This window comes from Streptomyces sp. CC53 (assembly GCF_001865245.1).
In the GTDB taxonomy this organism is placed as follows: Bacteria; Actinomycetota; Actinomycetes; order Streptomycetales; family Streptomycetaceae; genus Streptomyces.
This window is the reverse complement of the sequence record NZ_MKXB01000148.1, coordinates 1-22,710: the sequence shown is the minus strand read 5'-3', so window position 1 is coordinate 22,710 and position 22,710 is coordinate 1. Positions and strand designations below refer to the sequence as shown.

The window sequence follows — 22,710 nt, the reverse complement described above, 5'->3', positions numbered from 1 at the left end:
CCGTGTACGACGTCGTACGAAACTCGGAGGGACCCAGCATGCAGTCGACCGCCACCGTACTGGTCTACAGCGACGACGCGAACACCCGCGCGCAGGTCCGGATGGCGGCGGGGAGGCGGCCGGCGGCCGACGTCCCCCCGGTCCAGTACGTCGAGTGCGCGACGCTGCCCGCGGTGCTGGAGCGCCTGGAGCAGGGCGGGGTCGACGTGTGCGTCCTGGACGGCGAGGCCGTGCCGGCGGGCGGGATGGGCGTGTGCCGCCAGCTCAAGGACGAGGTCTTCGACTGCCCGCCGGTGCTGCTGCTGATGGGGCGTCCGCAGGACGCGTGGCTGGCCACGTGGAGCCGCGCGGACGCGGCGGTGACCCTTCCTGTGGACCCGGTGGAGCTGGCGGACGCGCTGGCCGGACTGGTCCGCAGCCGCCTGTCGGTGGAGGCGTAGCCGCCTGGCCCCGCTCCGGGGCCAGGCTGACGGTGCCTGCGGGCGTCCGCGGGGCTATGCGGCGCGCGGCCTCAGGCGGGCGCCGTCCGCGGGCGTGGCGCCGTCCGGCGTGCCGCCCAGCACGGCGCTGCCCTGGCGCCACTGGTCCCAGGGCAGGTTCCAGTCGCCGAAACCGTTCCCGAACGGGGCCATGTCCTGGCCGATGCTGTTGACGACCGTGACCAGGTCGCCGCGGCGGATGTTCTCGAAGAACCAGGCGGCGTTGCCCGTCGACATGCCCACGCAGCCGTGGCTGACGTTGGCGTACCCCTGCGAACCGACGGACCAGGGCGCGGCATGGACGTACTCGCCGCTCCAGGTGACGCGCGTCGCGTAGTAGACCGGCAGGTCGTAGGACTCGCTGCTGCCTTCGGCGATGCCGACGGTGGTGCTGCGCATCCGTACGAAGTACTGCTTCTCCAGCACGACTTTGGTGCCGTTGCGGGTGGAGAAGCCCGGTTTGCCGGTGGTCACGGGGATGGTGTTGATCACCTTTCCGTTCCGCTTGAAGACCATCTGGTGGGTGGCGGCGTCGGTGACGGCCTCGACACGGTCCCCGATGGTGAGGACGAGCGGGTCGGTGGGGGTGCCGTAGACGCCCTTGGCGACGCGGACACCCGCGAGGTTGCTGGTGAGGTTGACCCGGGCGCCGGCCGGCCAGTAGTCCTTGGGCCGGTAGTGGAGCTTCTTGTCGTCGACCCAGTGCCAGGCGCCGGTGACCGCGGGCGTGGAGCGGACCTTGAGGCCCCGCTCGACGGCGGCGCGGCCCTCCTTGGTCGTGACGGGGTGGCTGAGTTCGGCCGTGAGGGGCTGTCCCACGCCGTAGGTGCCCGGTTCGGGCCCGAACGCGACCTTCATCCGCTGCCGGGCCGCCGCGGTCTCGAACGTCAGCACACGGACGCCGGGGGCGCCGTCGCCGTTCTCCGTGGCGACCCTGACGGTGTAGCGGGCCTCCGCGGCCAGCGGGCCGGTGGAGCGCCAGCGGCTGCCGTCCGCGGCGAGTTCGCCGGCCAGGTAGTGGCCTGCCTCGTCGACGGCCGTGACGTCCGTGATGCGGCCGCCGCCGTCCTTGCTGGTGACCTCCAGGGGCCGGTCCAGGGGCGCCTTGCGGTCGTCTCCCGGCCCGTTGAAGGTGATCTGGTCCGCGGCGTCGTAGGGACGGGCGGACAGGGGGTGCCCTTCCGGGCCGTTGCAGCCGGTCGCGCCCGCACCCGCGACGACGACCAGCAGGGAGCAGCTGAGAACGGTGCGCATGCTTGGCGTGTGGCTCATAAGCACACCGTAGGAACGGCTGTCGACCCCGGCACGCCGGATGACTGCAAAAGGATGACCACGAAAGGGGGCCCGGCCCCTCCTTCCGGAGGATGCCGGGCCCCTTCACGGGCGTGGGACGCCTACTGGTTCTGGTTCTCGCCCCGGTAGTACTCGAACACCCATCCCCAGATGCCGACCAGGATGACCGGCAGGGAGAAGTAGATGAGCCACCAGTCGAGGGCGACCGCCAGGAACGCGAGCGCACCGCCGAGGGCGAGCGAGAGCGGCTGCCAGCTGTGCGGCGAGAAGAAGCCGACCTCACCGGCCTCGTCCGCGACGTCGGCCTCCTTGTCGTCCTGCGCCAGGGCGTCCACCCGCCGGGCCGTGAAGGCCAGGTAGTAGCCGACCATGATCGCCAGGCCGAAGGCCATGAACAGCGCCGTGGTGCCGACCGGCTCCTTCGCCCACACGCCGTACAGGACGGCCATGGCGAGGATGAAGAAGCTCAGCCAGATGAACATCTTGCCCTGGATCTTCACTTGCCGGCCTCCTTGCCACCGACCAGCGCGGTTTCCGTACGACCCTGGTTCTCCAGCTGGTCGATCTCGGCGATCTCAGGGTGGTGCAGGTCGAACGCCGGCGATTCGGAGCGGATGCGCGGCAGCGTGAGGAAGTTGTGCCGCGGCGGCGGGCACGAGGTGGCCCACTCCAGGGAGCGGCCGTAGCCCCACGGGTCGTCGACCTCGATCTTCTTGCCGTACTTGGCGGTCTTCCAGACGTTGTAGAAGAACGGCAGGATCGACAGGCCGAGCAGGAACGAGGCGATCGTGGAGATCGTGTTCAGCGCGGTGAAGCCGTCCGCGGCCAGGTAGTCGGCGTAGCGGCGCGGCATGCCCTCGGCACCCAGCCAGTGCTGGACGAGGAACGTGCCGTGGAAGCCGATGAACAGCGTCCAGAAGGTGATCTTGCCGAGGCGCTCGTCCAGCATCTTGCCGGTGAACTTCGGCCACCAGAAGTGGAATCCGGCGAACATCGCGAAGACCACGGTGCCGAAGACGACGTAGTGGAAGTGCGCGACGACGAAGTACGAGTCCGAGACGTGGAAGTCCATCGGGGGCGACGCCAGGATCACACCGGTCAGACCACCGAAGGTGAAGGTGATCAGGAAGCCGACGACCCAGAGCATCGGGGTCTCGAAGGACAGTGAGCCCTTCCACATCGTGCCGATCCAGTTGAAGAACTTCACACCGGTCGGCACCGCGATGAGGAACGTCATGAAGGCGAAGAACGGCAGCAGTACGCCACCGGTGACGTACATGTGGTGCGCCCACACCGTCACCGAGAGGCCGGCGATGGCGATGGTCGCGGCGATCAGGCCGATGTAGCCGAACATCGGCTTGCGGCTGAAGACCGGGACGATCTCCGAGACGATGCCGAAGAACGGCAGGGCGATGATGTACACCTCGGGGTGGCCGAAGAACCAGAAGAGGTGCTGCCACAGCAGGGCGCCGCCGTTGGCCGGGTCGAAGATGTGCGAGCCGAACTTGCGGTCCGACTCCAGCGCGAACAGCGCGGCGGCGAGGACCGGGAAGGCGAGCAGGACCAGGACACCGGTCAGCAGCACGTTCCACGTGAAGATCGGCATGCGGAACATCGTCATGCCGGGGGCGCGCATGCAGATGATCGTGGTGATGAAGTTGACCGAGCCGAGGATGGTGCCGAAGCCGGAGAAGGCGAGGCCCATGATCCACATGTCGGCGCCGACACCGGGCGAGCGGATCGCGTCCGACAGCGGGGTGTACGCGAACCAGCCGAAGTCGGCCGCACCCTGCGGGGTCAGGAAGCCGGCCACGGCGATGAGCGAGCCGAACAGGTACAGCCAGTAGGCGAACATGTTCAGCCGCGGGAACGCCACGTCGGGCGCACCGATCTGCAGCGGCATGATCCAGTTCGCGAATCCGGCGAACAGCGGCGTCGCGAACATCAGCAGCATGATCGTGCCGTGCATCGTGAACGCCTGGTTGAACTGCTCGTTCGACATGAGCTGCGTACCCGGCCGGGCCAGCTCGGCGCGCATGAAGAGCGCCAGGAGGCCGCCGATGCAGAAGAAGGCGAACGAGGTGACCAGGTAGAGCGTGCCGATCGTCTTGTGGTCCGTGGTGGTCAGCCACTTGACGACGACGTTGCCTGGCTGCCTGCGCCGGACGGGCAGCTCGTTCTCGTACGGCTCCCGCGAGCCGTCAGCTGCCTTGTCGGCACCCTGGGGTTCGTTGAGGATGCTCACAGTTGGTTCTTCTCCGCATTCCTGGCCGGGTCCGTCTGCTCGATGCCCGACGGGATGTAGCCGGTCTGCCCCTTCTCCGCCAGCTTCTCCAGGTGCTGCTGGTACTCCTCGGGGGAGACGACCTTGACGTTGAAGAGCATCCGGGAGTGGTCGACGCCGCAGAGCTCGGCGCACTTGCCCAGGAAGGTGCCCTCCTGGTTCGGGGTCACCTCGAAGGCGTTCGTGTGACCCGGGATGACGTCCTGCTTCATGAGGAACGGCACCACCCAGAAGGAGTGGATGACGTCGCGGGAGGTCAGGACGAACCGGACCTTCTCGCCCTTGGGCAGGACCAGCGTCGGGCCGGGGTTCTTCGTCTCCGGGTCCCGCGTGCCCGGGATGCCGGCGTCGTAGACGCCCTCGGCACCCTTCGGGAACTGCTTCTGGAACTTGTCCGGAATGGCGCCGAGCTCCTCGGGGACCTCGGTGCCCGTGGCGGCGTCGCCGTCCACGTTCTCGATGTAGTTGAAGCCCCAGCTCCACTGGTAACCGACCACGTTGATGGTGTGGGTGGGCTTCTCGGAGAGCTTGAGGAGCTCGGACTCGTCACGCGCGGTGAAGTAGAAGAGCACCGAGACGATGATGAGCGGAGTGACCGTGTACAGCGCCTCGATCGGCATGTTGTACCGGGTCTGCGGAGGAACCTCCACCTTGGTGCGGCTGCGCCGGTGGAAGAAGACGCTCCACAGGATCAGACCCCACACGAGCACGCCCGTGGCGAGCGCAGCCGCCCACGAGCCCTGCCAGAGAGAGAGGATCCGCGGCGCCTCTTCCGTCACCGGATAGGGCATACCGAGGCGGGGGAAGTCCTCCCAGTTGTAAGAGCAACCGGAGGCGGTAGCCAGGATCAGGCCCGCAGTCAGCACCTGCGGCAGCTTCCGCCGCATCGGGCGCCGCGACGAGCGGTCGGAGCCGTTGGGACTCACGTAGCGCCTTCCCGAGAGTCTCGCCCGCGGGTCGGCTGCGGCCGTCTCGCTGGTCGGTCGCCGGCCCTGACGCGGGCAGGGGTTTGGATGTTTATGCGGACCAAACCCTACTGGACGCTATTTGGCGCCGCGCGGGGAGGGTGCCCAACGCGCCGCCACGCCCCTCTTTCGGGTTGTGTTCGCAGGTGAGAGGCCCGTGGGCGGCACGGTCCCGTACCTCTCCGGGACCCGCCCGCGGGGGATAGCGTGACCATGTGGCCTACTTCGACGTTGCTTCCTCCGCACCCCTGCACCCGGTCGCCCGGCAGGCGCTCCAGGCGTCGCTGGACGAGGGCTGGGCGGACCCCGCGCGGCTGTACCGGGAGGGCAGGCGTGCCCGGATGCTGCTCGACGCGGCGCGGGAGGCCGCGGCGGAGGCGGTGGGGTGCCGCCCCGACGAGCTCACGTTCACCCCCTCGGGCACGCACGCGGTGCACACGGGCGTGTCGGGCGTGCTGGCGGGGCGTCGGCGGACGGGCCGGCATCTGGTGCTGTCGGCGGTGGAGCACTCGTCCCTGCTGCACGCGGCGGCCACCCACGAGGCGGGCGGGGGCACGGTGACCGAGGTTCCGGTGGAGCGCACGGGCGCGGTGCTGCCCGCGTCGTACGCGTCGGCCCTGCGCGAGGAGACCGCTCTGGCGTGCCTCCAGTCGGCCAACCACGAGGTGGGCACGGTCCAGCCGGTGGCCGAGGTGGCCGAGGCGTGCCGGGCGGCGGGGGTGCCGCTGCTGGTGGACGCGGCGCAGTCGCTCGCGTGGGGCCCGGTGGAGGCCAGTTGGTCCGTACTGACCGGAAGCGCCCACAAATGGGGCGGCCCTGCGGGAGTGGGTCTGCTGGCGGTGCGCAAGGGGGTGCGGTTCGCCGCGCCCGGCCCGGCGGACGAGCGCGAGTCGGGGCGGTCGCCCGGCTTCCCCAACCTGCCGGCGGTGGTGGCCGCCGCGGCGTCGCTGCGGGCGGTGCGGGAGGAGGCCGCGACGGAGGCGGAGCGGCTGCGGGAGCTCGTGGACCGGATCCGGGTGCGGGTCCCCGAACGGGTGGCGGACGTGGAGGTGGTGGGCGACCCGGTGCGGCGCCTCCCCCACCTGGTCACCTTCTCCTGCCTGTACGTGGACGGCGAGGCGCTGCTGCACGGACTGGACCGGGCGGGCTTCTCGGTGTCCTCCGGTTCGTCCTGCACGAGCTCGACGCTGACCCCGAGCCATGTGCTGCGCGCCATGGGCGTGCTGTCGGAGGGGAACGTCCGCGTGTCGCTCCCCGCCGGGGTGGCGGAGGCGGAGGTGGAGCGCTTCCTCGACGTGCTGCCGGGCGTGGTGGCCGGCGTGCGGGAGCAGTTGGGCGCTCCGACAGCCGGCGCGGCGGGGACGGCCGACGCGGCGGGGACGGCCGGGGAGCTCGTGGTCGACGCGCTGGGAAAGCGCTGTCCGGTGCCCGTGATCGAACTCGCGAAGGTCATCGGGGAGGTCCCGGTGGGCGGCACGGTCCGTGTCGTCACCGACGACGAGGTGGCCGAGCTGGACATCCGCGCGTGGTGCTGGATGCGCGACCAGGAGTACGTGGGCGAGGAACCCGCGGAGCGCGGAGCGGTGTACGTGGTCCGCCGCCGGACCTAGCTCCTCCTGGACGTACGGGGCCGGCGCGCCTCCCGCCGCAGCCGCGCGGCGGCCCGGGTGGTCCACGCCGGAGCGCGCGGAGGCCGCCGCGCCGGACGGGCGGCGCGGTCGGGCGGGGGTGGGACCTCCGCCTCGGGAGGCCGACGAGCCGGCGGCGGGCGCCGTCGTGCGGGATCGCCCGCGGGGGCGGGCTGCTCCGGTGGCCGGCGCGGCGCGCGGAGGCGTGATCACCGCGGGGAACACCGGGGCGGTCCCGGCACGGGGGCGCGCAGGCTTGCGGCACGCACCGGGACAGCGGTCCGCCCCGGAGTCCTCCGCGGGCTCCGGGGCGGGTGGCGCGGGTGTCAGGAGAGGTGCGCCTGCACCTCGGCCGCGGCCTCGTCGCCGTACGCCTTCGTGAAGCGCTCCATGAAGTGGGCGCGGCGCAGCGTGTACTCCTGGGTGCCGAGCGTCTCGATGACCAGCGTGGCCAGCATGCAGCCGACCTGTGCGGCGCGCTCCAGGCCGACGCCCCAGGACAGGCCGGACAGGAAGCCCGCGCGGAAAGCGTCGCCGACGCCGGTCGGGTCGACCTTGGCGTCCTCCTCCGGGCAGCCCACCTCGACGGCCGGGTCGCCGACGCGCTCGATGCGCACACCGCGCGAGCCGAGGGTGGTCACGCGGTGCCCGACGCGGCCGAGGATCTCCTCGTCGGTCCAGCCGGTCTTGGCCTCGATGAGCCCCTTCTCGTACTCGTTGGAGAAGAGGTACGTGGCGCCGTCGAGGAGGGTGCGGATCTCCTCGCCGTCCATCCGCGCGATCTGCTGGGAGAAGTCGGCGGCGAACGGGATGCCCCGGGTCCGGCACTCCTCGGTGTGGCGGAGCATCGCCTCGGGGTCGTCGGCGCCGATCAGGACGAGGTCGAGACCGCCGACGCGGTCGGCGACGGCCTTGAGCTCGATGAGCCGGGCCTCGCTCATGGCGCCGGTGTAGAAGGAGCCGATCTGGTTGTGGTCGGCGTCCGTGGTGCAGACGAACCGCGCGGTGTGCAGCACCTCGGAGATCCGCACGGAGGCGGTGTCGACCCCGTGGCGGTCGAGCCAGGCGCGGTACTCGTCGAAGTCGAAGCCCGCCGCGCCGACCAGCACCGGCCGGGCGCCGAGCTGGCCCATGCCGAAGCAGATGTTGGCGCCGACGCCTCCCCTGCGGACGTCGAGGTTGTCGACCAGGAAGGACAGGGAGACCGTGTGCAGCTGATCGGCGACGAGCTGGTCGGCGAATCGGCCGGGGAAGGTCATGAGGTGGTCGGTGGCGATGGAGCCGGTGACTGCGATACGCACGGCGGGATGCTCCTGCGGGAGGCGGCTGGACGGGACGCGCGAAGGGCGCTCGTACGGGATCGTCGGGTGACGACGGGCGGCAGTCCACGCTACCGGGTGCGACCGGGGACGGAGAACAGCGGAAACTACCCGATAGTAGCTCTTTGTCGGCCGGGTCGGGCGTGCGTACGGTGCCCCTATGTCGAACACCATGTCGCCGCGTGAGCGGCGTGAGCCCGAGTTGACGTTGGCCGAGCTGTGCGGGAACTCGGCGCGGATGGCCCCGCACTGGGTGGTGCCCGCGGTGGACGCGCCCGGCCGCGTGCCGCCCTCGGCGATCCACGGCGTGGTGGTGCCCCCCGCGTCGGCGCGGATGATGGACGCCGCCTCCGAGTACGGCGGCTGAGCGGCGCCCCGGCCCCGCGGTCGCCCCGGGGCCGGGGGCCACGCCGTACCCCGGAGGTGCGGAACCGCTCGCCCGTCCGCTCCGTCCCAACGGTGTCTCCCGTCAAAAGGAGATACGACAGGGGAGAGACCGACGAAGGAGCGTTGCGGTGAACGAGACCGAACCCACAGGCGTCAGCCAGGTCGACGTCACCCCCGGTCGGCGGCGTTCGCCGCTCGCCGTCTCCGTGGTGGCGGCGGCCGTGCTGCTCGCGGGCGGGGGCACGTACCTGGCCGTGGCCGCGGCGGGTGGCGAGCGGGGCGGCACCGAGCAGGCGGCCGTCGCGGACAACCGCGGGGCGCCGCCGCCGACCGCGGGCGACGGCGGCACGACGGCTCCGGGGATCGCCCCGGGCGAGCCGGACCCGGGCGGTGCGACGTACCGCGTGGCGGGCACGCTGCCGGACGGCCCCGGCACGGCGCACACCTACCGCCCGAAGGGGACCGTGGACGCGGACGACGTGGCGCGCCTCGCGGACCTGCTCGGGGTGGAGGGCACACCGGTCGAGGAGCACGGCGCCTGGCGCGTCGGGCCGCAGAAGGACGGGTCGGGCGCGGTGCTGCGGGTGGACGCGCAGGCGCCGGCGACCTGGACGTACCACGTGGGCGGGCCGGTGACGGACAACTGCCCGAAGGGGAAGAAGGTGTGCCCGCCGGACGGCGGCGGGTCCGGGAAGCCGGTGGGCGAGGACGCGGCGAAGCGGGCGGCGGCCCCGGTGCTGGAGGGCCTCGGCCTGGCGGACGCCCGGCTGGACGCCTCGCAGGTCATGGACGGGGTCCGGGTGGTGAACGCCGATCCGGTGGTGGCCGGGCTGCCCACCTACGACTGGTCGACGGGGATCAGGGTGGGCTCGGGAGGTGCGGTCGTCGGCGGCAGCGGGCGGCTGCTGGAGCCGGTGCGGGCGGCGGAGTACCCGGTGATGACCGCGCAGGAGGCGGTGGCGGAGCTGAACGAGGCCGTCGGCCACCGGGACGGCCGGATCGGCGGCTGCGCGACACCGGTGCCGAACGGCGGTCCGCAGGCCCCGGACGTGATGGGCGGAGCAGCCGAGCCGACCGGTGCGGACCCGGCCGCGCCGTGCGAGCCGGGCCGCACGCCGCTGCCGCCGAAGGAGCGGGTGACCATCCGCGGGGCGGCCTTCGGTCTCGCGGGGCAGCTGGAGAAGGGTGCTCCGGCGCTGGTCCCGGCCTGGCTGTTCGACGCCGAGCGGGAGAACGGCGAGCGCTACCGGTTCGCGTACCCGGCGGTGCCGGTGGAGCGGCTGGCGCCGGAGCCGGACGAAGCGGGCGGCCATCTGCGGGTCGACCGGTACGAGGCGCGGGACCGGACGCTGACGGTGTGGTTCACCGGCGGGGTGTGCAGCCGGTACACGGTGCGGGCCGAGGAGACGGCCACCCAGGTGAAGGTGCGGCTGTACGAGACGCCGGTCGAGCTGGACCGGGCGTGCATCGCGCTCGGCGTGGACCTGAGCGACACGGTGACGCTGCGGGTCCCGCTGGGCGACCGCGAGGTCGTGGACGCGGTGAGCGGCGAGCCGGTGCCCCGGAAGTAGCCGGGCACGGCGGGGCGGCACCGCCGCGCTTGGTCGCCTGTGGGCGGGGGCCGGTCACGGGCGCGTACGGCGTGCGGGGTGGCGGCCCGCGGACCCGCCGACGGGCGCCGGCGGCGGGCGGATCGGTCACCCGCCGCGCGCCCGCCGGCAGGTCTGGGCTCGGCTTGCCCGTCGGGACAGGGTGGGCGGCGGACCGGAACGGCACGGGCGCGGACGGGGAGCAGGCGGCGCGGGCCCCGGGGGAGCGTCCGGTCAACACCGGCGCCTTCGGGAGCGGAAGGCCCAGGGCGCCCGCGCGGCCGCGGTGAGGGCGGGGACCCGTCGAAGCGAGGAGGACCCCGTCGTGGCAGCGCCTGGCGGGACGGGCCCGCGGCGGGCCTGCCGCCCGTGACGGGCCTGCGGCGGCCCCGGTCACCTGCCGCGCGCCGGACCCGCGCGATACGGCCCGGCGCCCTCTTGGGCCGGCTGCCGCAGCGGTGCGCACCCGCGAGACGCGGGGGGGCAGGGCGGGAGCGGCGGGTGTGGCGCGGGAAGCGGTACGCGGGCGGGGCGTGCGCCCCCTGCCGCGGGACTCGCCCGCGGGGAGTGCGGCACCCCGGTGGCAGACTCCGGACGGCCGGACACAAGGCAGCGGGACGGCGGTGGTGCAGGGAGGCCGGGCGGCGGGTGACGGGGCGCCCGACCGCTTCGGAGAGCTGGTCCCGGGCGAACGGCGGCGGCCCCGGACCGTGGTGGTCCGGGGCCGCCGCCGTCACGCCCTGCGGGCGTCAGCTGAAGGAGTCGCCGCAGGCGCAGGAACCCGTGGCGTTCGGGTTGTCGATGGTGAAGCCCTGCTTCTCGATCGTGTCCACGAAGTCGATGGTGGCGCCGCCGAGGTACGGGGCGCTCATACGGTCGGTGACGACCTTCACGCCGTCGAAGTCCTTCTCCACGTCGCCGTCGAGGGAGCGCTCGTCGAAGAAGAGCTGGTAGCGCAGGCCGGAGCAGCCACCGGGCTGGACGGCCACCCGCAGGGCGAGGTCGTCGCGGCCTTCCTGGTCGAGCAGGGCCTTGACCTTCGCCGCGGCGGCGTCCGTCAGGAGGATGCCGTCGCTGACAGTGGTCTTCTCGTCCGATACGGACATCTGCTTCTCTCCCGGGTTGTACGAAGACTGCTTGCCGACGGTCAGGTCAACCGGCGGGGCCGCGGATTCATTCCGGGCCGAGCGCTCGTCTTTCTCGTCTGCCTCTTGTCCCTCCTCATGCTCGCACACCCGCCGTCAGGCAAGCACCGGCACGGGGAAGGCGAATGTGTCACATCGACACTATGGACATCGTCAAAGTGACGTGAACCGGATATGATAGATAGCGTCATCTAGACGAGAAGGCGCAGTGCCTGCCACGTGAAGCTCAGTAGAAAGGGTGCGTGACGTGACCACCGCCCAGCCCCTGGACGTCCAGCCGACCCCGCTCGCGCTGCTTCTCCTCGGCCGCGAGGCCGACCCGAAGAGCGAGCGCGGCGTGGAGTGCCCGGGCGACCTGCCCGCGCCGTCCGACCCGGACCTGGTGGAGCGCGCCCGCGCGGCCAAGGAGCGGCTCGGAGACAAGGTCTTCGTGCTCGGCCACCACTACCAGCGCGACGAGGTCATCCAGTTCGCGGACGTCACGGGCGACTCCTTCAAGCTCGCCCGGGACGCGGCGGCACGGCCGGAGGCCGAGTACATCGTCTTCTGCGGCGTGCACTTCATGGCCGAGTCCGCGGACATCCTGACCGGCGACGACCAGAAGGTCGTCCTGCCCGACCTGGCCGCGGGCTGCTCGATGGCCGACATGGCGACGGCCGAGCAGGTCGCCGAGTGCTGGGACGTGCTGACCGAGGCGGGCGTCGCCGACGTGACCGTACCCGTCTCGTACATGAACTCCTCCGCCGACATCAAGGCCTTCACCGGCAAGCACGGCGGCACCATCTGCACGTCCTCGAACGCCGAGCGTGCCCTGGACTGGGCGTTCGAGCAGGGCGAGAAGGTCCTCTTCCTGCCGGACCAGCATCTCGGCCGGAACACCGCGGTCCGCGACATGGGCATGTCCCTGGACGACTGCGTGGTCTACAACCCGCACAAGCCGAACGGCGGCCTCACGGCGGAGGCGCTGCGCGCCGCGAAGATGATCCTGTGGCGCGGCCACTGCTCGGTGCACGGCCGGTTCTCGCTGGACTCGGTCAACGAGGTCCGCGAGCGCATCCCCGGCGTGAACGTGCTGGTCCACCCCGAGTGCCGGCACGAGGTCGTGGCGGCTGCCGACTACGTGGGCTCGACCGAGTACATCATCAAGACGCTGGAGGCCGCCCCGGCGGGCTCCAAGTGGGCGATCGGCACGGAGCTGAACCTGGTCCGGCGCCTGGCGAATCGTTTCGCCGGCGAGGGCAAGGAGATCTCGTTCCTCGACCGGACGGTCTGCTTCTGCTCGACGATGAACCGCATCGACCTGCCGCACCTGGTGTGGGCGCTGGAGTCCCTGGCGGACGGCAAGCTGGTCAACCGGATCCAGGTGGACCGGGAGACCGAGGAGTACGCGAAGCTGGCGCTGGAGCGGATGCTGGCGCTGCCGTAGCGCGCGCCGGGCCGCCGTGCCCGCCGCCGCAAGCCTTGAGGGGCGCCCCCCGCGACGGGGGGCGCCCCTCGGCTCTTCCTCGGCAGGGGGCCGGGTTCCGGGCCCCGGCCCTGCCCGTGCCCCATCCGGCGGGTCACGGGCAGGGCCCCGGGCCTAGTCGGTGGACGCGGGGGCGGGGACCGCCGGGCCCTCCACGTCCGCGGCCGGCTTCGCCGGGGCGGCAGGCGCTCCGGCCGCCGGGGCCTCGTCCGCCGGTGTCCCTCGCCCCAGGTCTCTTTCCCGGCGGGCGGCGTACACCGGACGGAGTACGGCGGGCACGGCACGGGCGGTCGGTGCCCGGCCCGGAGGGGGCCGGTGGGGTCAGTCCGCGCCGGGCCTGACGAGGCCCGTCTCGTAGGCGGCGACGACGAGTTGGGCGCGGTCCCGGGCGCGGAGCTTGGCCATGGTGCGGTTGACGTGCGTCTTCACGGTGAGCGGGCTGACGGTCAGCCGCTCGGCGATCTCGTCGTTGGTCAGTCCGCCCGCGACGAGGGCGAGGACCTCACGTTCGCGGCCGGTGAGCGGGGCGAGGCGCTCCGCGTGCCGGGCCGCCGACGGCCCGCCACCACCCGCGCCGTCCCCGGTGCCGTCACCGCCCTGGGCCAGGAAGCGGGCGATGAGCCCCTTGGTCGCGGTGGGCGACAGCAGGGCGTCGCCCGCGGCGGCGACCCGGATGGCGCCCAGCAGCTCGTCCGGTTCGGCGCCCTTGCCGAGGAACCCGCAGGCGCCGGCCCGCAGCGACTGCACCACGTAGTCGTCGACCTCGAAGGTGGTCAGCATGACGACGTGCACCCCGTCCAGGGCCGGGTCGGCGGTGATGGCGCGCGTGGCGGCGAGGCCGTCGGTGCCGGGCATGCGGATGTCCATCAGCACCACGTCCGGTGCGGTGGCGCGGGCGAGGGCGAGGGCTTCGGCGCCGTCGGCGGCCTCCCCGACGACCACCATGTCCGGCTCGGAGTCCACCAGCACGCGGAACGCGCTGCGCAGCAGGGCCTGGTCGTCGGCGAGCAGCACCCGGATGGGCTCCGTCGGCTCCGGCGCGCCGGCGGCGTCGATGGTCATGCGGGCCCGTCCTCCCCTGTGCCTGCGGTGAGCGGAAGTATCGCCTGCACCCGGAAGCCGCCGCCGAAGCGGGGCCCGGTGGTGAGGGCGCCGCCGAGGGCGGTGGCGCGCTCCCGCATGCCGAGCAGGCCGTGGCCGCCCGGTGCGGCGGGTCCGGGCGCCGCGGCGGCGGAGCTGCCGCTGTCCAGCACGGTGACCTCGATGGTGCGGCCCACCCGCACCACGCTGACCTCGGCGGTGGCGTCCGGGCCGGCGTGCTTGCGGACGTTCGTCAGGGACTCCTGGATGATCCGGTACGCGGCGAGGTCGACGGCCGCGGACAGCTGCGCGCCCTGGTCGGTGCGGGCGACGGTGACGGGGAGGCCGGCCCGCCGGAACGAGTCCAGCAGGTCGTCGAGGCGGGCCAGGCCGGGGGCCGGTTCCGTGGGGGCCTCCGGGTCGTCGGACTGGCGCAGCAGTCCGACGGTGGCGCGCAGCTCGTCCAGCGCGGAGCGGCTCGCCTCCCTGACGTGGGCGAGGGCTTCCTTCGCCTGGTCGGGCCGCTTGTCCATGACGTGGGCGGCGACGCCCGCCTGCACGTTGACGAGGGCGATGTGGTGGGCGACGACGTCGTGCAGGTCGCGGGCGATGCGGAGGCGCTCCTCGGCGACGCGGCGGCGGGCCTCCTCCTCCCGGGTGCGTTCGGCGCGCTCGGCCCGTTCGCGGATCGCGTCGACGAAGGCGCGGCGGCTGCGGACGGCGTCGCCCGCCGCCGCGGCCATGCCGGTCCAGGCGAAGACGCCCAGGTTCTGCTGGGAGTACCAGGGGGCGGATCCGCAGCACATGGCGGCACCGGTCAGCACCGTCATCGTCGCCAGGCCGACCCTCCACGTGGTGGGGCGGTCGGTGCGGGAGGCGACGGTGTAGAGGGCGACGACGGCGCTCATCGCGACGGGTGCGGCGGGGTCCCCCGACGCGAACTCGGCGACGGTGACGGCGCTGGTGACGGCGAGCGCGAGGAGGGGCGCGCGGCGCCGCGGCACCAGCGCGGCGGCGCCCAGCACCATCAGCGCGACGCTCCCGGGGCCCGGGGCGCGGGTGCCGAAGGTGGGGCCGGTGCGGCTGCCGTGGGGGTCCGCGAAGGAGCCGAGGACCATCGCGAGGAGCACGGCGGCGGCGAGGGCGCCGTCGGCGGCCAGGGGGTGGGCGCGCAGCCAGGCGCGGGCACGGGCGGGAAACCTCACACCCGCGAGCGTAAGCCGCCCGCGGGCCCCGCTCTCCCCTGTGTGCGGCGGACGGCGGGAGCAGCGGCGCCGGCCGGCACGGCGACCGGTCGCTGCGGGCCGCCCGCACGGCCCGGGGCCGGCCCGTACGGGGCGGGGGCACCGGTGCTGACAGCGGCCGGGCGGCTTCCCGCCCGGGGGCGCCCGGAGGCACGCCGGGCCCCGCGTCCGGTGCCGCGCGGCGGGCGGATGCGGGGCCGGGTCAGGCCGGGGGGATGAGGCCCGTGTCGGAGAGGAGGGAGGTGACCTCGTCCAGCGTGGCGTCCGGGGAGGGGAGGATCAGCTCCGACGGCTCCAGGGAGTCGTCGGGCAGCGGTTCGCCGAGGTCGCGGATCCGGTCGAGCAGCGCGTGCAGCGTGCGCCGGAAGCCGGGGCCGTCGCCGTTCTCCAGTTCGGCGAGCAGCTCGTCGTCGAGCGCGTTCAGTTCGGCGAAGTGGCTGTCCGCCAGCCTCACCTGGCCCTCCCCCATGATCCGTACGATCATGACGTGCCGCCCTTCGGTCAGCTCGCGGTCAGCTCTTGTCGAACCTCGGGCGGGACTCCTGCGGGGACTGCTGCTGCCCCTGCTGGGTGCCGTTGCCGCCCTCGATGGCCTGCTGCGGTGTCGTGCCTCCCGCCAGCTCGGCCTTCATGCGCTGGATCTCCAGCTCCACGTCCGAGCCGCCGGACAGCCGGTCCAGCTCGGCCTGGATGTCGTCGCGGGCGAGCCCGGACTGGTCGTCCAGCGCGCCGGACGCCAGCAGCTCGTCGATCGCCCCGGCGCGGGCCTGCAGCTGCGCGGTGCGGTCCTCGGCCCGCTGGATGGCGACGCCGACGTCGCTCATCTCCTCCGAGATCCCGGAGAAGGACTCGGCGATCCGGGTCTGCGCCTGCGCCGCCGTGTACGTGGCCTTGATCGTCTCCTTCTTCGTGCGGAAGGCGTCCACCTTCGCCTGGAGCCGCTGCGCCGCCAGCGTCAGCTTCTCCTCCTCGCCCTGGAGCGTCTGGTGCTGCGTCTCCAGGTCGGTGACCTGCTGCTGCAGCGCCGAGCGCCGGGTCAGGGCTTCGCGGGCCAGGTCCTCACGGCCGAGCGCCAGCGCCTTGCGGCCCTGGTCCTCCAGCTTGGCGGACTGGCTCTGCAGCTGGTTCAGCTGGAGCTCCAGCCGCTTGCGGGAGGTCGCCACGTCGGCGACGCCACGCCGCACCTTCTGGAGCAGCTCCAGCTGCTTCTGGTACGAGTAGTCGAGGGTCTCGCGCGGGTCCTCGGCCCGGTCCAGGGCCTTGTTCGCCTTCGCGCGGAAGATCATCCCCATACGCTTCATCACACCGCTCATGGGCTTCGCGCGCCCCCTTCTGACCGAGTCTGGCTGCAGCTCTCCGACAGAACCCACAGTACGGGCCCTGCTTCCATTACCGCACTGTTCGAGCCCCGATGTGCTCCTCCCCAAGGACGACTGCGGGCGGCCCGTCTCCGGCCCAGGGAGTAGAGGGGAGCTCAGGGAGCCGTCCTCCTCGGGGACGCGGGCCGTTGCCGGATCGTTCCCCACCGGAGTGGGGTCCACACCCGGCACCCCGTACCCTTGGGCTTTGTGTTCCGTAGCCGTTCGAAGGATGAGAAGGCCGCCGCCGACCAGGCGGGCATGGACCTCTCCACGCAGCCCCGTGACCCGCAGGCTCCCAAGGGCCGGCCCACCCCGAAGCGGAGTGAGGCCCAGTCCCAGCGCCGCCGCGCGGTCAGTCCGCCCCTCGACCGCAAGGAGGCCATGCGCCGCCAGCGGGAGGCGCGCCGCGCCGACATGGCCCGTCAGCGCGAGGCGCTGGCCGGCGGTGACGAGCGCTACCTGCCGCCCCGGGACAAGGGGCCGGTCCGCCGTTTCGTGCGGGACTTCGTCGACTCGCGGTTCTTCATCGCGGAGCTGTTCCTGCCGCTGGCCGTCGTGATCCTCGTCCTGTCGGTGATCCGCGTCGGACAGATGCAGACCATCGCCACCCTGCTGTGGCTGGGTGTCATCGTGATGATCGTCGTGGACTCCATCGGCCTGGTGGTCCGCCTGAAGAAGCAGCTGAACCAGCGCTTCCCGAACGAGCCGAAGCGCGGCGCGGTGGCGTACGGACTGATGCGCACGCTCCAGATCCGCCGCCTGCGGCTGCCGAAGCCGCAGGTCAAACGCGGAGAGCGACCCTGAGCACGGAGTCTGCCGGGTTTCTGGGGGCGCCGGCCGACTGGATGGACGGACTCGGAGGACTGCGCAACACGGTCCGTCAGGAGCTGGTGGCCCGCCAGCTCGACGAGCAGATCGCGGCCCGCTACCCGGTGGGGCAGCGGCTGCGGATACTCGACGTCGGCATGGGGCAGGGCGCGCAGGCCCTGCGGCTGGCGCGCGCCGGTCACACGGTGACGGGCATGGAGTCCGACCCCGACATGCTGAAGGCCGCCCGGGAGTCGCTGGCCTCGGAGCCCGCGGGCATCCGGGACCGGGTGCGGCTCATCGAGGGCGACGGCCGGGACACCGGCGTGCACTTCCTTCCCGGCAGCTTCGACGTGGTGCTGTGCCACGGGGTGCTCATGTACGTGGACGAACCGGACGCGCTGCTGGCCGGTCTCGCCCGCATGCTCGCCCCGGGGGGTCTGCTGTCCCTGGTCGTACGGAACGCGGACGCCCTGGCCATGCGGCCGGGGCTGGCCGGGGACTGGTCGGGAGCCCTCGCGGCGTTCGAGTCGGAGCAGTACACGGGCCGGTCGGGGCGGCCCGTGCGGGCGGACCGGCTGGCCACGCTGACGGCCACGCTGGCGGGCATCGCCGCGCCGCTCCAGGCCTGGTACGGGGTGCGGCTGTTCACTGACAACGTTCCCCCGGAGCAGGGTCTGCCCCCCGCGGAGGAACTGGAGCGGCTCCTGGCGGCGGAGGACCGGGCGGGGCGCACGGAACCGTACCGGCGGCTGGCGTCGCTGCTGCACCTGTGCGGAGTGCGCGGCTGAACCGTGCGCCCGGCCGGCCCCGGCACGGTCCGTGCGCTGCGGCGGGCGGACCCGACCGGTCGCACCGAGCGGTGGGCCGGCCCGCCGTTCGCGCCGTGAGGGGCGGGCCGGGTGGGCCCGGCGCGGACCGTCGGCGGTCCGGCTCGCCGTACACGTCCTGAGGGGCGGAGCGACGGCGGCGGACCCGGGCAGCCGGCCGGCGACCTGGCGGGACGGCGGCCTTGGGGTCACGACGGGGATCCCGCAGCAGGCGCGGGCCCCGGCGTGCCCGGGCTGCGGCGGCGCCCCGGCGGACACGGGCCCGGGAACGGCGGCGCCGGGCGGCGGCAAGTCCGGTCGGCGGCTTTCCCGACCCCCCGTACGGCGCCGGACACGACTTCCCCGGCAGGGCGCCGGTGCGGCGGGTGACCACCCCCTGAACGGGTGCGTCCCGGAGGCCGGGGCACGGCCCACGTGGGGATACTCCCGTCATGGACGCCCTCCCCCACCGCCCGTCGACGCCGTGGTGGTCAGGCCCGTGTGCCGCGGTCGTGGCCGCCCTGCTGGCCGGCTGCTCGACCGTGCCGGCCGCCGTGCCCGCCGGGCCGGGCGCCCAGGCGCGGGCCACCAGCACGCAGGCCGCGGCGCCGCGGCGGCAGGCGGACGACCTGCAGAGCGACTACCAGACCGTGATCAAGAACGTCCTGCCGTCGGTGGTGACCATCGAGGCGGGGCAGAGCCTCGGCTCCGGCATCGTCTACGACGGTGAGGGCCACATCGTGACCAACGCCCACGTCGTCGGGGACGAGCAGACCTTCCGGGTCACCGTCGCCACCCGGGAACAGCCGCTCACGGCGAAGCTGGTGTCCAGCTACCCCGAGCAGGACCTGGCCGTCATCAAGCTGGACCGCGCCCTGCCGGAGGGGGTGCGACCGGCCCGGTTCGGGAACTCCTCGGAGGTGGAGGTCGGCCAGATCGTCCTGGCCATGGGCTCACCCCTGGGCCTGTCCGGCAGTGTCACGCAGGGCATCGTGTCCGCCATCGGGCGCACCGTCAGCGCGGACGGCTCCGACGGCGGCACGGGCGCCACGATCGGCAACATGGTGCAGACGTCCGCGCCCATCAACCCCGGCAACAGCGGGGGCGCGCTGGTCAACCTGGACAGCGAGGTCATCGGCATCCCCACGCTGGCGGCGGCCGACCCGGAGCTGGGCGCCGGCATGGCCTCCGGGATCGGCTTCGCCATCCCGGTCTCGATGGTGCAGACGGTGGCCGGCCAGATCGTGAAGTACGGCGAGGTGCGCGAGTCCGGGCGGGCCGCGCTCGGCATCTCGGGCCGCACGGTCCTCGACGACGCCTACCAGCCCGCCGGGGTGGCGGTGGAACGCGTCCTGGAGGACGGGGCCGCCGCGGCGGCGGGCCTCAGGGTCGGGGACATCATCACGCGCCTCGGCGACGACGCGATCACCACGATCACCTCGCTCCTGGAGGCGCTCGCCTCCCGCAAGCCCGGTGACGAGGTGACGGTCCGGTACCTGCGGGAGGGCAAGGCGCGGTCGGCGACGGTGACGCTGGGCGAGATGTGACGCCGCCGCGGCCCCGTCACGCCTCCGCGTTCAGCGGCATGGGGCCGTAGATCTTCGTGCCGTCCTCGAACAGGGTGACCTGGTCGGCGCCGCCGTCCAGCAGGTCGCGCCAGACCTCCCCGATCCAGGACTCCGCGTCGCCCTGGGTGGTGAACTCCTCGGGCGCGACCGCCGGTTCCACCTCCGCGCCGTCGGACTTCTCGAACCGCCACGTCCATGTCATGGTGCGCCTCCCGAGCTGCGGTGCCTACAGGGACTTCCTGCCCATTCCTGCCCGCAGCCTAGCCGGGCGAGCAGCACGGCAGGGCTCGCGGGAAGATCGGGGGGTGGAACTGACTCTGCTCGGCACCGGCGCGCCCCTGGGGCTGCCCCGCCCCGGCTGCCCCTGTGCCGCCTGCGCCGCCGCCCGGGGCGCCGACGCGCGGGCCGCGACCTCGCTGCTCGTGGACGGCGCCCTGCTCCTGGACCTGACCCCGGGTGCGGCCCTGGCCGCCGCCCGCGCCGGCCGCAGCCTGTCCGGGGTCCGGCAGGTGCTGCTGACGCACCCCGCCGACGGGCCGCCGGTGGAGGTGCCCGCCGGGCTGCCCGACGCGGGGCGCGTGCCGGACGGGCGGGAGCTCACCCTCATCAGCGGGCACAAGGTGCGGGCCGTGCCGATGGACGCGCCGGGCACCGGGTACGAGGTGGTGTCGCTGGAGGGCGGCCGGCTGCTGTACCTGCCGCGCGGGGGCGCCCCGGCAGGGATGGCGCCGCCGCCGCGCCCGTACGACACGGTCGTCGCCGACGTGGTGGGCCGGCCCGACGGTCTCGCACGGCTGCGGGCCCTGGGGGCGGTCGGCCCGGACACGGACGTCGTGGCCGTCCACCTGGACCACGACGTGCCGCCCGGCGCGGAGACGGCACGGCGGCTCGCGGCGGCCGGGGCGCGGGCCGTACCGGACGGGACGACGCTGGTGGCGGGCGCGTCCCCCGAGGTGCCGCCGGTGCCGCGGCGCACGCTGGTCACCGGCGGGGCCAGGTCGGGGAAGTCGCTGGAGGCCGAGCGGCGCCTCGCGTCCTTCCCCGACGTCGTGTACGTGGCGACGAGCGGCGCCCGGGACGGGGACGCCGAGTGGGCCGACCGCGTGAGCACCCACCGGGACCGGCGGCCGGGGTCCTGGCGTACCGAGGAGACCTGCGAACTGGCGCCGCTGCTGCGGGAGGACGGGCCGCCGCTGCTGATCGACTGCCTGTCGCTGTGGCTGACGGACGCCATGGACCGGGTCGGGGCCTGGGACGACGACACGTGGGCACGGGAGGGCCGCAAAGCGCTGCGGGAGCGGGTGGCGGAACTGGTGGGGGCGGTGCGCGCCACGCGCAGGAACGTCGTGGCGGTGAGCAACGAGGTCGGCGCGGGGGTGGTGCCCGCGACGGCCGCGGGGCGGCGCTTCCGGGACGAACTGGGCCGGCTCAACGCGGCGTTCGCCGACGAGTGCGAGCAGGTGCTGCTGGTGGTGTCGGGGCAGGCGCTGGTGCTGCGCGGCTGACGGGCGGGCGCGGGCGGGCAGGCAGGCAGGCGCCGGTCTTCGACGTGCGGTTGAGGAGCGGCTGAGGGGCGGGCGGCGCGAAGGGGTGCGGGTGTGCCCGCCGGGCCACGCCTACGCGGTGTGCGCCGGGCGGTGGCCCCGCGCCGACCGGGCCGGGCCGCGCGACCGCCCCGGCAGCTCGCCGTACCGGGCCTTCCGGGGCGGACGGACAGCGGGCGAACAGCTGCCGGCCCCGAGGCGGACGACCGCCGGCCGGAGACCGGTGACTGCCGGACGAGGCGGGCGGACGACTGTGGGCCGAGGCGGACGGACGACCGCCGGCCGGAGACGGGTGGCCGCCCAGGCGGAGGCGGGCGGACGGAGACGGCGGCTGACCAGGTGGAGGCGGCGGCGACCGACGGGTGGCTGCCGGCCGGGTGGAGGCGGGCCGCCGGGGCCGGCCTGCGGCCATGCCCGCGTTCGTACCCGCCCGGTACTGTTCCGCGAATGAGCAGCAGCCTGAATCTCGACGACTTCTCCGACCTCATCGAGCGGCCCGACAGCACGGTCCGCCGGGACGCCGAGGAACGGAGGGAGCGGCTGGCCGTGCGGGCCGGTGCGCTCGGTCGCCTGGACGAGCTGGGCGAGTGGCTGGCCGCCGCCCAGGGGGCCGTACCGGTCAGGCCGGTGGAGCGGCCGCGGGTCGTCCTCTTCGCCGGTGACCACGGCGTGGCGGAGCTGGGCGTCTCCGGGCGCCCCGCGGGAACGGCCTACCGGTTGGTGCGGGACGTGCTCGACGGGTCGAGCCCGGTCGCCGTGCTGGCGCGGCGGGCCGGCGTGCCGGTACGGGTGGTGGACGCGGGCCTCGACTGCGATCCGGAGCTGCTGCCGCAGGACGTGGTGCGGCACCGGGTGCGGCGCGGCAGCGGGCGGATCGACGTCGAGGACGCCCTCACGCCGGAGGAGACGGAGCGGGCCGTGCGGCTCGGAATGGCGGTCGCCGACGAGGAGGCCGACTCCGGCACCGATCTGGTGGTGCTGGGCGACCTCAGCGTGGGCGGCACCACGGTCGCCGCCACGCTCGTCGCCGCGCTGTGCGGGACGGACGCGTCGGTGGTGACCGGCCGCGGCGGTGCGGGCATCGACGACCTGGCGTGGATGCGCAAGTGCGCGGCGATCCGGGACGCGCTGCGCCGGGCCCGGCCGGTGCTGGGCGATCAGATGGAGCTGCTGACCGCCGTGGGCGGGGCCGACATCGCGGCGATGACGGGGTTCCTGCTGCAGGCGGCGGTACGGCGGATGCCGGTGGTCCTCGACGGGGTCGTGTCGGCGGCGTGCGCCCTGGTGGGGCAGCGGGCGGCGTTCCGGGCGCCCGACTGGTGGCTGGCCGGGCAGGTCGGCGGGGAGCCCGCTCAGGCGAAGGCGCTGGACAGGATGGCTCTCGTTCCGCTGCTGGACCACGGCGTCACCGTCGGCGAGGGGGCCGGCGCGCTGCTCGCGCTGCCGCTCGTCCAGGCCGCCGCGGCGCTCGCGGCGGAGCTTCCGGAGCGCCCCGACGAGCCGCGGGACGACGGTGCACCGGCGGAAGGCGCAGCGGACTGAGGTCCCCGGGAGACCTCCGCGCCGACGGCGGGCCGCGCGACCGTGCACGGCGGGCAGGCCGCCTCGGCACGAACCCGCACCGCGACCCGCGCCGGACGCGGCCCCGCAGCAGGGCGGCGCACGCACCGGACCGCCCCCGGGCCTCCGCGCTCCCGCCCGTGCGCGCCGGACCGCCCCCCGGGGCGCCGCGCTCCCGCCCGG

General features: G+C 73.9%; 21 protein-coding genes. 10 read left to right on the top strand and 11 right to left on the bottom strand.

From position 1 onward, the window contains the following. Window positions 1-38: 38 nt before the first annotated feature. On the top strand, window positions 39-440 hold the full coding sequence (locus tag BJP40_RS15860; protein ID WP_071280932.1) for a response regulator transcription factor: 402 nt from the start codon (window positions 39-41) through the stop codon (window positions 438-440). Window positions 441-494: 54 nt separating this feature from the next. Here BJP40_RS15860 and BJP40_RS15855 read toward each other — a convergent pair whose 3' ends face one another. The 4 genes from BJP40_RS15855 to coxB form a co-directional block, all read right to left on the bottom strand. Continuing rightward, on the bottom strand, window positions 495-1,751 hold the full coding sequence (locus tag BJP40_RS15855) for an Ig-like domain-containing protein (protein WP_071267473.1): 1,257 nt from the start codon (window positions 1,749-1,751) through the stop codon (window positions 495-497). Window positions 1,752-1,873: 122 nt separating this feature from the next. Continuing rightward, the gene (locus tag BJP40_RS15850; RefSeq protein ID WP_071280931.1) at window positions 1,874-2,272 is read right to left on the bottom strand and encodes a cytochrome c oxidase subunit 4; all 399 of its coding nucleotides are present in this window, start codon (window positions 2,270-2,272) and stop codon (window positions 1,874-1,876) included. Beyond that, on the bottom strand, window positions 2,269-4,017 hold the full coding sequence (ctaD, locus tag BJP40_RS15845) for a cytochrome c oxidase subunit I (RefSeq protein WP_071280930.1): 1,749 nt from the start codon (window positions 4,015-4,017) through the stop codon (window positions 2,269-2,271). Before ctaD ends, BJP40_RS15850 begins: the two co-directional genes overlap by 4 nt. Further along, window positions 4,014-4,982: a cytochrome c oxidase subunit II gene (gene coxB / locus BJP40_RS15840; RefSeq protein WP_071280929.1), complete on the bottom strand. Its 969-nt coding sequence runs from the start codon at window positions 4,980-4,982 to the stop codon at window positions 4,014-4,016. The genes ctaD and coxB overlap by 4 nt, the downstream gene beginning before the upstream one ends. A 254-nt stretch (window positions 4,983-5,236) precedes the next feature. Here coxB and BJP40_RS15835 point away from each other — a divergent pair, with 254 nt between their 5' ends. Then, window positions 5,237-6,631 (top strand): cysteine desulfurase/sulfurtransferase TusA family protein, encoded by a 1,395-nt coding sequence (locus BJP40_RS15835; protein WP_071280928.1) that lies wholly within the window; start codon window positions 5,237-5,239, stop codon window positions 6,629-6,631. A gap of 344 nt (window positions 6,632-6,975) precedes the next feature. Here BJP40_RS15835 and BJP40_RS15830 read toward each other — a convergent pair whose 3' ends face one another. After that, a complete protein-coding gene (locus BJP40_RS15830; RefSeq protein ID WP_071280927.1) occupies window positions 6,976-7,950 on the bottom strand; it encodes a carbohydrate kinase family protein in 975 nt (324 codons plus the stop codon). 178 nt (window positions 7,951-8,128) lie between these two features. On the opposite strand from BJP40_RS15830, the gene BJP40_RS15825 reads away from it, so the two are divergent. Next, complete coding sequence (locus BJP40_RS15825; protein ID WP_071280926.1) at window positions 8,129-8,335, top strand: hypothetical protein; 207 nt, start codon at window positions 8,129-8,131, stop codon at window positions 8,333-8,335. Between the two features lie 148 nt (window positions 8,336-8,483). Beyond that, on the top strand, window positions 8,484-9,926 hold the full coding sequence (locus BJP40_RS15820) for a hypothetical protein (RefSeq protein WP_071280925.1): 1,443 nt from the start codon (window positions 8,484-8,486) through the stop codon (window positions 9,924-9,926). Between the two features lie 767 nt (window positions 9,927-10,693). Here BJP40_RS15820 and BJP40_RS15815 read toward each other — a convergent pair. Beyond that, window positions 10,694-11,050: an iron-sulfur cluster assembly accessory protein gene (locus BJP40_RS15815; RefSeq protein ID WP_071267922.1), complete on the bottom strand. Its 357-nt coding sequence runs from the start codon at window positions 11,048-11,050 to the stop codon at window positions 10,694-10,696. A gap of 286 nt (window positions 11,051-11,336) precedes the next feature. Between BJP40_RS15815 and nadA the strand changes: the two genes are divergently transcribed. Next, on the top strand, window positions 11,337-12,515 hold the full coding sequence (gene nadA, locus BJP40_RS15810) for a quinolinate synthase NadA (RefSeq protein ID WP_071280924.1): 1,179 nt from the start codon (window positions 11,337-11,339) through the stop codon (window positions 12,513-12,515). A 360-nt stretch (window positions 12,516-12,875) separates the two neighbouring features. Here the strand turns inward: nadA and BJP40_RS15805 are convergent, their stop codons facing one another. From BJP40_RS15805 to BJP40_RS15790, 4 genes are all read right to left on the bottom strand, one after another. After that, a complete protein-coding gene (locus BJP40_RS15805; protein WP_071280923.1) occupies window positions 12,876-13,616 on the bottom strand; it encodes a response regulator transcription factor in 741 nt (246 codons plus the stop codon). Continuing rightward, window positions 13,613-14,839: a sensor histidine kinase gene (locus BJP40_RS15800; protein ID WP_071280922.1), complete on the bottom strand. Its 1,227-nt coding sequence runs from the start codon at window positions 14,837-14,839 to the stop codon at window positions 13,613-13,615. The genes BJP40_RS15805 and BJP40_RS15800 overlap by 4 nt, the downstream gene beginning before the upstream one ends. A gap of 241 nt (window positions 14,840-15,080) precedes the next feature. Then, complete coding sequence (locus BJP40_RS15795) at window positions 15,081-15,362, bottom strand: hypothetical protein (RefSeq protein ID WP_071280921.1); 282 nt, start codon at window positions 15,360-15,362, stop codon at window positions 15,081-15,083. A 28-nt stretch (window positions 15,363-15,390) separates the two neighbouring features. Further along, window positions 15,391-16,191 carry a PspA/IM30 family protein gene (locus BJP40_RS15790; RefSeq protein ID WP_079171213.1) on the bottom strand — a complete coding sequence of 267 codons (801 nt, stop codon included), beginning with the start codon at window positions 16,189-16,191 and terminating at the stop codon, window positions 15,391-15,393. Window positions 16,192-16,446: 255 nt separating this feature from the next. Here BJP40_RS15790 and BJP40_RS15785 point away from each other — a divergent pair, with 255 nt between their 5' ends. The 3 genes from BJP40_RS15785 (at window position 16,447) to BJP40_RS15775 (ending at window position 19,402) form a co-directional block, all read left to right on the top strand. Next, a complete protein-coding gene (locus tag BJP40_RS15785; RefSeq protein ID WP_175499887.1) occupies window positions 16,447-17,043 on the top strand; it encodes a DUF3043 domain-containing protein in 597 nt (198 codons plus the stop codon). A 41-nt stretch (window positions 17,044-17,084) separates the two neighbouring features. Next, window positions 17,085-17,837: a bifunctional 2-polyprenyl-6-hydroxyphenol methylase/3-demethylubiquinol 3-O-methyltransferase UbiG gene (locus BJP40_RS15780; RefSeq protein WP_071280919.1), complete on the top strand. Its 753-nt coding sequence runs from the start codon at window positions 17,085-17,087 to the stop codon at window positions 17,835-17,837. Between the two features lie 470 nt (window positions 17,838-18,307). After that, complete coding sequence (locus BJP40_RS15775; RefSeq protein ID WP_071280918.1) at window positions 18,308-19,402, top strand: S1C family serine protease; 1,095 nt, start codon at window positions 18,308-18,310, stop codon at window positions 19,400-19,402. Between the two features lie 16 nt (window positions 19,403-19,418). Here BJP40_RS15775 and BJP40_RS15770 read toward each other — a convergent pair whose 3' ends face one another. Continuing rightward, a complete protein-coding gene (locus BJP40_RS15770; protein ID WP_071280917.1) occupies window positions 19,419-19,625 on the bottom strand; it encodes a hypothetical protein in 207 nt (68 codons plus the stop codon). 103 nt (window positions 19,626-19,728) lie between these two features. Between BJP40_RS15770 and BJP40_RS15765 the strand changes: the two genes are divergently transcribed. Next, window positions 19,729-20,928, top strand: coding sequence for a bifunctional adenosylcobinamide kinase/adenosylcobinamide-phosphate guanylyltransferase (locus BJP40_RS15765; protein WP_071280916.1), 1,200 nt, complete (start codon window positions 19,729-19,731; stop codon window positions 20,926-20,928). Between the two features lie 498 nt (window positions 20,929-21,426). Further along, window positions 21,427-22,509 (top strand): nicotinate-nucleotide--dimethylbenzimidazole phosphoribosyltransferase, encoded by a 1,083-nt coding sequence (cobT, locus tag BJP40_RS15760; RefSeq protein WP_177204397.1) that lies wholly within the window; start codon window positions 21,427-21,429, stop codon window positions 22,507-22,509. Window positions 22,510-22,710: the final 201 nt, after the last annotated feature.

Excerpts from the sequence above, each read along its gene's own strand:
- BJP40_RS15860 (WP_071280932.1), top strand. The coding sequence starts at position 39 with ATGCAGTCGACCGCCACCGTACTGGTCTACAGCGACGACGCGAACACC.
- BJP40_RS15855 (WP_071267473.1), bottom strand. The coding sequence starts at position 1,751 with ATGAGCCACACGCCAAGCATGCGCACCGTTCTCAGCTGCTCCCTGCTG.
- BJP40_RS15825 (WP_071280926.1), top strand. The coding sequence starts at position 8,129 with ATGTCGAACACCATGTCGCCGCGTGAGCGGCGTGAGCCCGAGTTGACG.
- BJP40_RS15815 (WP_071267922.1), bottom strand. The coding sequence starts at position 11,050 with ATGTCCGTATCGGACGAGAAGACCACTGTCAGCGACGGCATCCTCCTG.
- BJP40_RS15805 (WP_071280923.1), bottom strand. The coding sequence starts at position 13,616 with ATGACCATCGACGCCGCCGGCGCGCCGGAGCCGACGGAGCCCATCCGG.
- BJP40_RS15795 (WP_071280921.1), bottom strand. The coding sequence starts at position 15,362 with ATGATCGTACGGATCATGGGGGAGGGCCAGGTGAGGCTGGCGGACAGC.
- BJP40_RS15790 (WP_079171213.1), bottom strand. The coding sequence starts at position 16,191 with ATGAGCGGTGTGATGAAGCGTATGGGGATGATCTTCCGCGCGAAGGCG.
- BJP40_RS15780 (WP_071280919.1), top strand. The coding sequence starts at position 17,085 with ATGGACGGACTCGGAGGACTGCGCAACACGGTCCGTCAGGAGCTGGTG.
- BJP40_RS15775 (WP_071280918.1), top strand. The coding sequence starts at position 18,308 with ATGGACGCCCTCCCCCACCGCCCGTCGACGCCGTGGTGGTCAGGCCCG.
- BJP40_RS15770 (WP_071280917.1), bottom strand. The coding sequence starts at position 19,625 with ATGACATGGACGTGGCGGTTCGAGAAGTCCGACGGCGCGGAGGTGGAA.